14 protein-coding genes and 1 tRNA gene are annotated in these 12,457 nt (G+C 68.0%); 7 read left to right on the top strand and 8 right to left on the bottom strand.

From position 1 onward, the window contains the following. Positions 1-14 precede the first annotated feature (14 nt). The 5 genes from ABRP18_RS06545 to ABRP18_RS06565 all read left to right on the top strand — a co-directional run bounded on the left by ABRP18_RS06545 (position 15) and on the right by ABRP18_RS06565 (position 5,152). Positions 15-827 (top strand): pseudouridine synthase, encoded by an 813-nt coding sequence (locus ABRP18_RS06545; protein WP_157543593.1) that lies wholly within the window; start codon positions 15-17, stop codon positions 825-827. Next, positions 824-1,960 (top strand): prephenate dehydrogenase, encoded by a 1,137-nt coding sequence (locus ABRP18_RS06550; protein WP_349884378.1) that lies wholly within the window; start codon positions 824-826, stop codon positions 1,958-1,960. The genes ABRP18_RS06545 and ABRP18_RS06550 overlap by 4 nt, the downstream gene beginning before the upstream one ends. Continuing rightward, positions 1,953-2,672 carry a (d)CMP kinase gene (cmk, locus tag ABRP18_RS06555; RefSeq protein ID WP_156172672.1) on the top strand — a complete coding sequence of 240 codons (720 nt, stop codon included), beginning with the start codon at positions 1,953-1,955 and terminating at the stop codon, positions 2,670-2,672. Before ABRP18_RS06550 ends, cmk begins: the two co-directional genes overlap by 8 nt. 40 nt (positions 2,673-2,712) lie before the next feature. Then, positions 2,713-4,185, top strand: a complete 1,473-nt coding sequence (der, locus tag ABRP18_RS06560) for a ribosome biogenesis GTPase Der (RefSeq protein ID WP_218867908.1) — start codon at positions 2,713-2,715, stop codon at positions 4,183-4,185. 61 nt (positions 4,186-4,246) lie between these two features. Next, positions 4,247-5,152, top strand: a complete 906-nt coding sequence (locus ABRP18_RS06565; protein ID WP_349884379.1) for an NUDIX hydrolase — start codon at positions 4,247-4,249, stop codon at positions 5,150-5,152. Between the two features lie 51 nt (positions 5,153-5,203). On the opposite strand, the gene ABRP18_RS06570 is transcribed toward ABRP18_RS06565, so the two are convergent. The 5 genes from ABRP18_RS06570 to ABRP18_RS06590 form a co-directional block, all read right to left on the bottom strand. Continuing rightward, entirely contained in the window at positions 5,204-6,631 is a 1,428-nt protein-coding gene (locus tag ABRP18_RS06570) for a DUF222 domain-containing protein (RefSeq protein WP_349884380.1), read from the bottom strand. Positions 6,632-6,693: 62 nt separating this feature from the next. Continuing rightward, positions 6,694-7,065: an RNA-binding S4 domain-containing protein gene (locus ABRP18_RS06575; protein WP_171011041.1), complete on the bottom strand. Its 372-nt coding sequence runs from the start codon at positions 7,063-7,065 to the stop codon at positions 6,694-6,696. Then, positions 7,065-7,790, bottom strand: a complete 726-nt coding sequence (locus ABRP18_RS06580) for a lysoplasmalogenase (RefSeq protein ID WP_349884381.1) — start codon at positions 7,788-7,790, stop codon at positions 7,065-7,067. Before ABRP18_RS06580 ends, ABRP18_RS06575 begins: the two co-directional genes overlap by 1 nt. Beyond that, positions 7,787-8,242 (bottom strand): hypothetical protein, encoded by a 456-nt coding sequence (locus ABRP18_RS06585; protein ID WP_058633023.1) that lies wholly within the window; start codon positions 8,240-8,242, stop codon positions 7,787-7,789. The genes ABRP18_RS06580 and ABRP18_RS06585 overlap by 4 nt, the downstream gene beginning before the upstream one ends. A gap of 33 nt (positions 8,243-8,275) precedes the next feature. Then, a complete protein-coding gene (locus tag ABRP18_RS06590) occupies positions 8,276-8,866 on the bottom strand; it encodes a GNAT family N-acetyltransferase (protein ID WP_349884382.1) in 591 nt (196 codons plus the stop codon). A 105-nt stretch (positions 8,867-8,971) separates the two neighbouring features. On the opposite strand from ABRP18_RS06590, the gene ABRP18_RS06595 reads away from it, so the two are divergent. Beyond that, positions 8,972-9,048: transfer RNA gene (locus tag ABRP18_RS06595), tRNA-Pro, on the top strand. A 122-nt stretch (positions 9,049-9,170) separates the two neighbouring features. Here ABRP18_RS06595 and ABRP18_RS06600 read toward each other — a convergent pair. The 3 genes from ABRP18_RS06600 to ABRP18_RS06610 form a co-directional block, all read right to left on the bottom strand. Continuing rightward, positions 9,171-9,908 (bottom strand): M23 family metallopeptidase, encoded by a 738-nt coding sequence (locus ABRP18_RS06600; RefSeq protein ID WP_349884383.1) that lies wholly within the window; start codon positions 9,906-9,908, stop codon positions 9,171-9,173. A 232-nt stretch (positions 9,909-10,140) separates the two neighbouring features. Beyond that, a complete protein-coding gene (locus ABRP18_RS06605) occupies positions 10,141-11,049 on the bottom strand; it encodes a M23 family metallopeptidase (RefSeq protein WP_170224181.1) in 909 nt (302 codons plus the stop codon). Positions 11,050-11,153: 104 nt separating this feature from the next. Continuing rightward, positions 11,154-11,648: a hypothetical protein gene (locus ABRP18_RS06610; protein ID WP_170224183.1), complete on the bottom strand. Its 495-nt coding sequence runs from the start codon at positions 11,646-11,648 to the stop codon at positions 11,154-11,156. A 213-nt stretch (positions 11,649-11,861) separates the two neighbouring features. Between ABRP18_RS06610 and ABRP18_RS06615 the strand changes: the two genes are divergently transcribed. After that, on the top strand, positions 11,862-12,446 hold the full coding sequence (locus ABRP18_RS06615; RefSeq protein ID WP_061017084.1) for an NADPH-dependent FMN reductase: 585 nt from the start codon (positions 11,862-11,864) through the stop codon (positions 12,444-12,446). The last annotated feature ends 11 nt before the right edge of the window (positions 12,447-12,457 follow it).

A 12,457-nucleotide genomic window follows, 5' to 3' on the forward strand; every position in this document is an offset into this window, starting at 1 on the left:
CCGGCCACGACGCCATGAACGACGCCTCGAACGCAGCCTCGAACGATTCCGGGGCTGCACCCGAAGGCGTGCGCCTGCAGAAGGTGCTCGCCGCTGCAGGAGTCGCTTCACGCCGCGTGGTCGAGCAGTACATCACCGAAGGCCGCATCCGCGTCAACGGCATCGTGGTCTCCGAACTCGGGAGACGGATCGACCCGGAGAACGACCTCGTCGACGTTGACGGCACCGCCGTGCAGCTCGACGTCTCGAAGCGCTACGTCATGCTCAACAAGCCCACCGGTGTCGTGAGCAGCATGAAGGACGAGAATGGCCGCCCCGATCTGCGCCGGTTCACCGCCGACTACGAGGAGCGGCTGTACAACGTCGGACGGCTGGATGCCGAGACGAGCGGTCTGCTCATCCTGACCAACGACGGCGCGCTCGCTCATGTGCTGGCGCACCCGTCGTTCGGCGTGACCAAGGTGTACATCGCGAAGGTCGAGGGAACGGTGCTGCCACAGACGATCTCGAAGCTCACCAAGGGCATCGAACTGGAGGACGGACCGATCGCCGCCGACAAGGCGCGGCTCCTGGACACCTCACGAGGGTCGAGCCTGGTGGAGTTGACACTGCACTCCGGTCGCAACCGCATCGTCCGTCGGATGCTCGCGGCCGTCGGCCACCCGGTCACGGAACTGGTCCGTCGACAGTTCGGTCCGCTCCACCTGGGAACCCTCCCGGCCGGAAAGACGCGGGAACTGAGTAAAATCGAACTCGGCGCGCTTTTGACCCTGTCGCGCCGTGATTCCGGTGTCGCCGAGGCGCCAGGCGAGCAGGAGAGCGAATGACCGATACGACGAGTGCGCCCGCGGGGCGGGGAGCGGGCTTCGTCGCGCCGCGTCTCTCCGGGACCGTCCGCATCGTCGGCGCGGGCCTCCTCGGCGCGAGCATCGGTCATGCCCTCCGTGCGAAGGGCGTCGACGTGGTGCTGTCCGACGCCTCGCCGGCCCAACTGCGCCTCGCGGTCGACTACGGCGCCGGCCGGATCGCGGCGGAGGACGACGCCCCCTCTCTCGTGGTGGTCGCCGTTCCGCCCGATGTCACGGCAGACGTGATCCAGGCCGAGCTCGAGCGGTTCCCGCAGGCGGTGGTCACCGATGTCGCCAGTGTGAAGCTCGAGCCGTTCCGCACTCTTCAGACGCGCGGCGTGGACCTCGCCCGCTACATCGGCTCGCATCCCCTCGCCGGCCGTGAGCGCGGTGGGGCGATCTCTGCTCGCGCTGACCTCTTCATCGGACGCCCCTGGGTCGTGTGCCGAGACGCGGAGACGAAAGCTTCCGATCTCGCGCTCGTCGAGGCCCTCGCCCTCGATGTGGGAGCGACGCCGCTCGAGATGACCCCGGAGGAGCACGACCGTTCTGTCGCGCTGATCTCGCATGTGCCGCAGGTGGTGGCGAGTCTGCTCGCCGGTCGCCTCGCAGAGGCCGAGGAAGGGGCGCTCCGTCTCGCGGGCCAGGGCGTCCGCGACACGACGCGCATCGCTGCGTCCGCGCCGGAACTCTGGGTGCAGATCCTCGGGGCGAACGCCGAACCGGTGGTCGAGATCCTCGATGCCCTCGCTTCCGACCTCGGTGAGATCTCCGACGCCCTGCGCGATCCGGCCGCCCCCGGCGCCCGCCGCACGGTAGCCGAGACCATCCGCCAGGGCAACGACGGGGTCGAGCGTCTTCCCGGCAAGCATGGACAGAACCAGCGCTTCGACACCCTCGTCGTCATGATCGACGACACCGCCGGGCAACTCGGGCGGCTCTTCGGCGAGCTGGGTGAACTCGGAGTCAACGTCGAGGACCTGCGCCTCGAGCATTCGCCGGGAGCGCAGTTCGGCCTCGCCGAGATCAGCGTCGACCCGGCGGCTCTGCACGGCGCGATCACCGGGCTCCAGGAACGCGGCTGGCGTATCGCGGGGAGCACCAATGACTGACATCTCATTCTCCGCCGCGGAGGCGCACGTGACCGACGCACACAAGTTCATCGCGATCGACGGCCCCGCCGGCTCCGGCAAGTCCAGCGTTTCCAAGGCTGTGGCGCGCAAGCTCGGCTTCGGGTACCTCGACACCGGGTCCGCCTACCGTGCGCTCGCTTGGCATGTGCTCGACCGCGGGGCCGACACGGACGACTCCGAGGCCGTCCTCGCTGCGGCGACCGACTTCCCCGTGCGACTGGGCCTCGACCCCGACGACCGCACGGTGCTCGTCGGAGACGTGGAGGTCACCGAGGCCATCCGCGACCCGCGAGTCTCCGGAGCGGTGAGCGGCGTGGCGCGCGTGCCCGAGGTGCGAGCACAGGTCAACGAGCTCTTCCGCCGGCTGGTAGCCGAGTCGTCGTATCCCGCCGTCGTGGTGGAGGGACGTGACATCACGACCGTGGTGGCACCGGACGCCCCTGTACGGATCCTTCTCACCGCAGCCCCCGAAGTGCGGGCTGCGCGACGTGCCGGTGAACTCGCCGGCGAGAATGCGGCTGCTGTCGCCGCGGCATTGCACAAGCGCGATGCCTCAGACAGTGCCGTCGTCGACTTCCTGAACGCTGCAGAAGGCGTCGAGGTCGTCGATTCGACGGAGCTCGATTTCCCCCAGACCATCGACGCCGTCCTCACGGTGATCGAACGAATCCAAGGAGCACCCCGTGGCTGACGACGAATACGAAGGCGGCCCCGACCAGCTCGCCGAGAAGATGGACCAGCTCGACGAGCATCTCGCCGAGCAGCGTGCGGAGACCCTCCGCGCCGGCCTCTCCGACTACGAGCTCGACGACGAGGACGCGGAGCTCCTCGCGGGCATCACGCTCGGCGAGGACGGCATCCACTACAGTCCCGCACTTCCCGTGGTGGCGATCGTCGGACGGCCGAACGTGGGCAAGTCCGCGCTCGTGAACCGCATCCTCGGTCGCCGTGAGGCCGTCGTGGAGGACACCCCCGGTGTGACCCGCGACCGCGTGACGTACAAGGCGGAGTGGGGAGACCGTCGCTTCTCGCTCGTCGACACAGGCGGGTGGGAGCCGGACGCCCGCGGCATCGACCGCTCTGTCGCGATGCAGGCGGAGGTGGCGATCGACCTCGCCGACCTGGTGCTGTTCGTCGTCGACGCCATGGTGGGTGCGACCTCCACCGATGAGCACGTGGTGAAGCTGCTGCGCAAGAGCGGCAAGCCCGTGTTCCTGGTCGCCAACAAGATCGATGACGCCCGGCAGGAGCCGGAGACCGCAGCTCTGTGGAGCCTCGGTCTGGGCGAACCGCACCCGGTGTCCGCCATCCACGGACGCGGTGTCGCCGATCTGCTCGACGCCGTGATGAAGAAGCTTCCCGAGGTCTCGGCGGTCGCCAAGCAGGAGATCGGCGGACCCCGCCGGGTCGCCATCCTCGGTCGCCCGAACGTCGGCAAGTCGTCGCTGCTGAACAAGGCGGCAGGCGAGGAGCGCGTGGTCGTCAACGATCTCGCCGGCACCACGCGCGATCCGGTCGACGAGGTCGTGGAGCTGGGCGGCAAGATGTGGCGTCTGGTCGACACCGCCGGCATCCGTCGTCGCGTGCACATGGCGCAGGGCGCGGACTTCTACGCGTCGCTGCGCACCTCCGCTGCGCTGGAGAAGGCGGAGGTCGCTGTCGTCGTGCTCGACGTCTCCGAGTCGATCAGCGAGCAGGACGTGCGCATCATCGACCTGGTGCTGGAGTCGGGTCGTGCACTGGTCCTCGCGTTCAACAAGTGGGACCGCCTCAACGACGACGACCTCGAGAACGCCGATCGCCGTCGCTACCTCGAGCGGGAGATCGAGCAGGACCTCGCACACGTCGCCTGGGCCCCGCGCGTGAACATCTCCGCGAAGACCGGGCGTCACCTCGACAAGCTCGTTCCCGCCTTGGAGACCGCACTTGAGAACTGGGACCGTCGTATTCCGACGGGCAAGTTCAACGCGTTCCTCGCGGAACTCGTGGCGGAGCACCCGCACCCGCTGCGTGGAGGCAAGCAGCCGCGCATCCTGTTCGGTACGCAGGCATCGACGCGCCCGCCGACGTTCGTGCTGTTCACGACCGGTTTCCTCGACCCCGGGTACCGCCGGTTCATCCAGCGGCGTCTGCGCGAGCTCTACTCGTTCGAGGGCACGCCGATCGTGATCAACATGCGCGTGCGCGAGAAGCGCCAGCGCTGATCTGTTCCGGCGCATGTCGCGCCGTGGTGCCGTCGCCCCGATGCTGTGAAAGGCTGAGTGTGTGACTGTCGTACCTCCTGCTTCCGGTGAGCCGCGTCGCCCCGAGGGGCCGCGGAATCCCGGCGATGCCTGGGTGATCGCGGAGTCGGGGGAGAAGTACTGGGGGCGCTTCGGCGCCGCCGGTCTTCTCGCCTACGATCCCGCGCGCGGGATCCTGCTGCAGCACCGCGTCTCCTGGAGCCACTTCGGGGGGACGTGGGGGCTTCCCGGCGGCGCGCTGCACGAGGGGGAGAGCGCGATCGACGGAGCCGTCCGCGAAGCCCAGGAAGAGGCCGGCGTGCCCGACGGTGCTGTGCGCGCCCGGTTCACGAGCGTGCTCGACCTCGGGATCTGGTCGTACACGACCGTCATCGCCGACGTGCAGGTGCCGTTCGAGCCGGTGATCAGCGACCCCGAGAGCGTCGCCCTGGAATGGGTGCCGGTGGATGAGGTCGACGCCCGCCCTTTGCACCCGGGGTTCGGGGCGTCGTGGCCTGCGCTGCGGGCGCTGCTCGGGACGCGTCCTGCGATCGTGGTGGATGCGGCGAACGTCGTCGGTTCGGTCCCGGACGGCTGGTGGAAGGACCGTGCCGGAGCGGCGGCTCGACTTCGCGGCCGTCTCGAACGCTTGGCTGTTCCCGCCGAGGAGCTGGAGCTCGGGGGAGATGTGTGGTTCCCCGAGGTCTCGCTGGTGGTCGAGGGACAGGCGCGAGGCATCCCCGATGAACCGGGACCCGTCCGCCTGGTACGTGCCGAGGCGGAGGGCGACGACACGATCGTCGCTGAGATCGAGCGTCGGGTCGCGGGCGAGGAATCCGTCGTCGCCGTCACCAGCGACCGCGGCCTTCGGGAACGGGCCGATCACGCGGGCGCCGCGCACATCAGGTCGGCGGGATGGCTGCTCGAGTTGCTCGACGCGCAGGGCTGACGTCGAGTCCCTGCGTCGCGGTCCGGTCACCGTCGGCCCGGAAGCCCGGCGTCAGACGAACATCACCCTTCGAGGGGGCGAATCGGCGTAGTCCCGGCCCAGTGGGCTGTGCCAGGTGACGCTGCCGTCTCTCTCCTGCTGAGCGGTCCACCGATGCGCCTCCGGAATGTCCGGGTGCTTGAGCGTGTGGTGATTCCGACAGAAGTGCGCGAGATTGTCGAGCGCGGTCGTGCCGCCCTTCGCATGATCGTGGTTGTGGTCGATCTCGCAGCGGTGCACCGGCATCCGGCATCCCGGGAACCGGCAGTGTCGGTCGCGCGCGCGGAGGAAACGCCGCATGCCCTCGGTCGGCGTATAGGTGTCGGTCTCCACGACCATGCCGGACGGGTCGAGGAACAGGCGGCTCCAGCCCGTGTTGCGCGCTGCGAGCTCGCGCGCGACGTCGGGGTGCAGCGCTCCGTGCCCGTCGAGCTCCGCCGGGTCGTCGTCAGCGCCGGTGAGGGTGCTGGCCGCGATCGTCACCTGCACGCGGGCCTGGATGCCGTCGAGGCCGTCCCCGTGTGCGGCGCTCGGGTCTGCCGTGAGGAGCAGATCAGCGAAGAGGTCGGCCTGGGTCTGTGCCCACGTACGGGTGTCCGCCGGGAAGCGCACGACGTCGGGGTCGGTCGTGAACGTGCTCTCGTCGATGCCACGGATCACACGGTCATCGAGGAGGTCGAACACCGGATCGTCGAGGGAGATGTCCTCGGGGCTGATGCCCTCACGCCCGTCGTCGAACCACCAGGGCGGAGGAACGACATCGCGGTCATCGCGGGCGCGTACGACCGCTCGTGTCATCTGATTCAGTCGGTCGGCGATGGCGGTGGCGATCCACTCGGGCAGCACGGCGGTGAGCAGCGCGAGCCCGTCGTCGAGCGACTTCACCGTCACGCACCGTTCCTCGGCCGCACGTCGGTGTCTGTCGACGAGCGTCTCGCCGACGAGGGCGGCGACGACCTGTCGAGCGTGCGCCTTGGTGCGCGCTGCGGTGTCCTGCTCGGCGACCACCAGCACCGCCGTCTCGAACAGCTCCATGACTGCCGGATCGATCTTGCGGTTGCGGATGGCCTCGGCCACGATGGCGCTGGCCCTGGCGATCTCGCGAACGTGTCCAGCGCTGACAGTGCCGCGCGAGAACGAAGCGCGGGTCGCGGGGAGATGACCGACCAGGGCCTGGGCGTCTGCGAAGGCGAACTCCATGGACCCCTTCGGCAGACGGCCGGCAGCCGAGAACTCCGCGACCATCGACCGGTAGATCGCATCGCGGTGGAACGGGCTCGAGGCGACATCGGCATCGTGGATGGCGATCTGCTCCGTGAGCAACTCGGCTGCCTCGGCCTCGAGTGCGGCGATGCGGCGACGGGTCGCGACCCAGGCGTCGAGAACTCGACGACGTTCCTCGAGATCGAGGTCGAGGTCGGGTTTCTTATCGTTCGCCATGCACTCAGTTTAGAACAAAGCTTCGAAAGCGAGAAGGTGCGGCTACGATGCATGCCGAGATATCAGCTCGGGAGATCGTCGTTGCGGCCGCGCAACCGATCGATGTCGCGTCGTTCGCGTTTGGTCGGTCGCCCCGCTCCGCGGTCGCGCACGCCCAGTGCTGCCTGAGGCTCTCGTTCGGGCGTCCGGTCGTCGTAGGCGAGAGCGGCGACGGGAGCGCCGACACGCTTGACGAGCAGCTGGCGGACGAAGAGGATTCGATCGAACCCGGCGATCCTGATGCGGACCTCGTCGCCCACCCGGATCTGCTGCGCGGCCTTCACCCTGTCTCCGTTCACGCGTACATGCCCCGCGCGGCATGCCGTCGTCGCCGCCGAGCGCGTCTTGTAGACACGGATCGCCCAGAGCCAGCTGTCGATGCGTGCGGCATCCATCAGGAACTGCTCTTCCTCAGTGCCACGAGAGCGCCGGCGACGATCAGTCCCTGCCCGATCGTGTAGGTGAGCATCACGGCGGGGCTGCTCCAGGGCGGCAGGGAATCGGGGAGGAAGAGTCGGAAAGCGAGGATCGTGTCGCTCGCGAGGAAGAACGACCCTCCGACGGCGATGACGGGATGGCAGCGCGCGGAGAAGGCGGCGGTCCCCGCGAGCACCAGTCCGTAGAGTGCGACGGCGACGAGAAGGCCACCGGTGTGCGGACCGAGCACGGCGATCATGGCGACCCACCAGCCGGCGTACACGAGAGCCCACCAGGGCATGCGCCGGGTCGACAGGTGACATGCGAAGAGCAGGATGTAGGCCACGTGGGCGATGCCGAAGAACAGCAGCATCAGGGGCAGTTCGGGGCCGCCGGGGAAGAATGTCCCGGCTCCGTCGCCGAGCCAGGAGCAGAACACGGCAGCGAGCAGCAGGATCAGCGCGGAGCGCGGAACGAGGCGTCGCGCAGAGACCACGACCGGAACAGCCAGCAGCGGCATCAGGAGCAGTTTGGTGGGCGCGGCGAGCGGGCTGTCGACCGCCAGCAGGACGACGTGGAGGAGAGACACGACGGTGTAGGGGAGGAACGTGGAGGCGAAGAGCACGCGGCGCCGCTGGAGCTCATCGTCGTGTCGCGGCACCGACGGGGCCTGCGACCCGTCCCTCATGGCGCTGCTGTTCACGATTCGACGGTGACCTCGACGACGCTGTCGTCGACACCGAGATGCACAGCCGGCCAGTATCCCTCGGGGAAGTGCTCGCCGCAGCCGTCGGTCAGATGGAGAACGACCGTGCCGTCGGCGGCCGCTTCGATGGCCTCGACGGCGAGGTCTGTGCTGGCCTCGTCGAGCTCGAGACTTCCCGGTTCGCCCGCGCTGAACTTCGTGACGACGGCATCCGTGGCGATGCGTCGCACGATGTCGAGTCGCTTCACCGTGTCCCGCAGTCGGGGGAGCAGAGGTTCGACCTCGTCAGGGGCCGAGCCTTCCATCATCAGCTCGAGGTCGGTGCCGTGGACCGAGATCGAGCCGACGAACCAATCGTGTGTCAGCACCGTCCCATCGGTGAGCTCCGAGCGTGCGCGCGTGAACGTGCCGAGCTCGGGATCGTCGATGGTCGGAGTCTCGTTGCTCATGACTTCACGCTAGCGGCTTCTCATCGGTTGCGATCATCCGTCGTCATCGAAGGAGAGTGCCACGAGCGTGCGGCCCGGCTTGAGCTCGGCCCGTTCCATGAAGCCGGCCGCGAGGAATGTTCCGAGAGTGCCGTGGAAGAGGTCGTTGGAGCGCTGCTTCTCACCGCGGGTGTCGACGGGATACCCCTCGATGAGGCGCGCCCCGGATTCTCGGGCGTACTCCACGGCCGCGCGCAAGAGCTCGAGGTTGAGCCCGCTGCCACGGTGCTCTCGGCGCACCACGAAGCACGTCACCGCCCAGACCGACTCGTCTTCGAACGGCTCGGTGCTCGCCGCAGCGATGATACGCGTGCGAGGAACCCGGGCTTGGCGCGTGCGGGGGCCGATACGGATCCAACCGGCAGCCTCGCCGTCGACGTAGGCGACGATCCCCGGAGGTGGCCCCTCGTCGATCTCGGTGCGGAACATCTCGGTGCGCTGCGGCGTCGTGGTCGCGCTCCAGTCCTTATTGCTCAGCACGGGCCAGATGCATTGGCAACTGGCGCCGTCTCCGCCACCCGTGAGCGCGTGCTGGACATCGTCCCAGCGCGCCATCGTCGCCAGCTCGGTCGTGATCGTCGCCATGACGCGACGCTACGCGGGGCATCCGACACTCGCAACGCCTCGGTTCGCGGAGGGGTGCTGATACGGCTAAGATAGGGGAGTTGCCTGCGCGAGAGCACAGAACAACGGGCTGTGGCGCAGCTTGGTAGCGCACTTGACTGGGGGTCAAGGGGTCGCAGGTTCAAATCCTGTCAGCCCGACCATAAAAGCCCCGGAGAACCGCTGAAAAACGCGGAACTCCGGGGCTTTTTCCGTCTCCGGCGCCGTGCGGAGGGCTCCCACCGAGCACTCGGCATGGTGGGAGCCTTCCGTCACGCGCTCGCGACTACGCCGTCGGCGCCCCGATATAGCCGGCGAGGAAGGTGAAGGTGTCCCAGGAAACTCCGGGCACCTTCGAGAGCTCGGGCAGAGGCATGAGATCGGTTGCTCCGAGGCTGCGCAGGGTGTCGACCTGCATGCGGAAGTCGTTGTACTGCTGCTGGCTGGCGAAGTCGGTCTTCCCGCCGTACCTGAGGTGAACCACGGCTCCGGTCGGGACCTTCACGATTGCTTCCATTGCTGTCTCCTGTTGAGGTGTCGTCGGTCCGCTCCCTGCGAGCGGCGCGTCGTCGATGTAGGGATCGGGGTTGAGTGCCACGCCGTTGCGCTGGACTTCGATGTGCAGGTGCGGACCGGTGGACTGGCCGGTGTCACCGACTTTGCCGATGAACTGCCCTCGCGAAACCGGCCCTGTGCCGATGCGCGTGCCCTCGAGCATGTGCGCATAGACGGTGCGATAGCCGTCGGCGTGCTGAATGTGAATGCTCTCGCCGTAGGCGCCCTTGTTCCCGGTGATACTGCTGATGACGATCGTCCCATCGGCGACTGCGTGGATCGGCGTCCCCAAACCAGGGGTGTAGTCGATTCCGGCGTGCGCCGGGTACTGTCCGACGAAGCCGCGCGAGCGCCCGGAACGGAACGTGAACGGGTAACCCCAGGTCACGGCAGCGGCCGCTGATTGCGGGCGACCGACCGCGCCCACGTCGGCAGCAGTGACCGCCGCCGTGATCGCAGCGGCCGTCATGAACGTTCTGCGACCTACTCCGGGCAGCACTGATGGGGGTTTCGGTTCGTTGGGGTGCATGTCGATGACAGTAGCGGGCTGTCCCCAGATCACCGTGCCGTGGTCCGATAGACGCTCGGGCGAGGTAGACCGCTGCACGGCACATGCAGATCGCCCGGCCCCCCCGAAGGCGGGGCCGGACGATCTGACGGTCATCGCGTCTAGAGGCGGAACCGCAACAGCAGGGGCGGCGTCACGCCGGCCAGTAGTTCTTCTTGACCGTGACCTCTTCGATCTTCGCGGTGCCGCCGACCGACCGCACATGCGCGTAGAGCCGGACCGGACCGACCAGGGTGTACGGCATCACGTACTGCGCGTGGGTGATCCCGTCACTGGAGACGGTCTTCGGGATCTCGACGGTGGGCTGCACGAACGACTGTGCGACGGCGCCAGCGGAGTTCAGAGCTTCCGCGACCACACGGAGCTGGAGGGCGGAAGCGACGCCGGATGCCCGCAGGTTGACGACGACGTCTCCGGTCTCACGCCGTCCGGCGGCGAGTACCGCGAGATAGAACTCGGTTGCCCCGACGCGCACGGGCATCCAGGAGTTCGCAGGGATGACGGTGTTCCATGCGTAGGTGGTGGACTGATGGGTGGGCACGGGATCCTCCGAGGCGGGGGGTTGACTGGGTGAGTTGTCGATGACGTAGTTCTCGAAGTCGACGGTGTTCCTGAATCCGAGCTGGTTCGGTGAGCCGCCGATCCAGAGTGAGACGTGGACGTGTGCTCCGTAGCCGGTCTCGCTGTCGAAACCGGACGCTCCCGAGTAGGCGATGACCGTTCCCTGCGTCACGCGCGTGCCCACTCGGACCACACTCGAGTCGAGGTGCAGATAACGGATGTAGTTGCCGTCGTCCCCGCGGAGCGCCAGGTAGCGGCCCGTCGCCGTGGAGGTGGTGTCCTTGCGATCGACGATGAGGCCATTCGTCACGGCCATGACGGGCATGCCCCTCGGCACGGAGTAGTCGGTGCCCGGCTCCGCGGAGTTGCGGTTGCGGTGCCCCTGCCAGGAGTCGGAGATCGGTGCGTAGCCACACGGCCGGATGTACGTCCCGGCTGCAGCCGCTCTTTCTCCGGGGGCCACGACGTTCAGCCCGAACATCGCGGCGCCACCTGCGACTCCGGAGGCGATCAGGGCCGATCTTCGAGAGAGAAGGGGAGGCGCCGGCGGGCTCGACGACTCCACCGTCGGTTCTGAGCCGCACATCAGCGGTCGCCGCCCTCGTTCTTCCCGTCGATCAACTTCTGGATCTGATCCTCGGGGAGGCGCTCGATCGACGCGGACGACAGCCCGATGTCCGGATTCGACGGAGAACCACCGATCGTGCACTGCGCCTCTCCTTGGAAGCCGGAGGTCTGCGCCGGGACGATCACGAGCCACTCCGGGGTCACGCTGCGGTGCTCGATGCGGCTGGCGGCCGAGTCGAACTGCACGTCGCCGGCGAAACCCGATCGCGTCGAGTCGACGCAGATCTCGACCAGCTGGGTGGCGGTGAAGTCCCCGAAGTCTCCGGAGCTGGAGCTGGGGGTCGGAGTGGGGGCAGGCTCCGATGTCGTGCTCGGGCTGACGGCGGGAGCGGGGGTGGAGGTGGGGACAGCGCTGGACGTGGGGGCTGAGCCGGAGGCACATCCAGCGAGGGTGACTGCTCCGAGAGCCAACGCGGCTCCCAGGGCGAAGCGTTCGAGGCGGGGAGATCTCATGGTCCGAAAATAGCAGCGGCATCGCGCGGTGCCGGGGTGCCTCGACGGCCTGAGGCGAATCCGGGCGAAGAATCGCGGGCTCTGTTCCGCGTGCTCAAGCCTCGGTGCACGGGCGGCGAGGCAATGGAAGGGGCTTGCTATGCCGGGACACGGGGCTAGCCTGAACGCGAACACGTCCGACAAGCACATCCGAACAAGCAAGGGAGTATCCGCATGGCACACCGGATCGGCTACCTCATCGGAAGCCTCGCCCATGACTCGATCAACCGCGTCGTCGCGACCGCGCTCGTGAAGCTGGCCCCGCCCAGCCTGGAGATGGTCGAGATCCCGATCCGCGATCTGCCGCTGTACAACCGTGACGACGAGCTCGATCCGGTCGCCGCCGTGACCACGTTCAAGCACGCGGTCGAGCGCGCCGAAGGCCTCCTGATCGTGTCGCCGGAGTACAACCGCTCGATCCCCGGCGCCCTGAAGAACGCGATCGACTGGGGGTCGCGGCCGTGGGGTCACAACTCGTTCGCCCGCAAGCCCACCGGCATCATCGGAGCCTCCACCGGCGCCATCGGCACCGCGGTGATGCAGTCCTCGATGCGCAGTGTGCTGAGCTTCCTCAACGCCCCTCAGCTGAACGCCCCCGAGGCGTATCTGACCTACCGTCCTGAGATGTTCGGCCCCGACGGCACGGTCGAGGATGCCGGCACGAAGAAGTTCCTCGAGCACTACATGGAGGAGTACGCCGCCTTCGTCGAACGCGTGCTCTCCCTCACGGCACCCGGGCACGTCGGCGACCAGGACTGAACTTCTAGGCG

The organism is Microbacterium sp. WHRI 7836, from assembly GCF_040223885.2.
Taxonomy (GTDB): Bacteria; Actinomycetota; Actinomycetes; order Actinomycetales; family Microbacteriaceae; genus Microbacterium; species Microbacterium oxydans.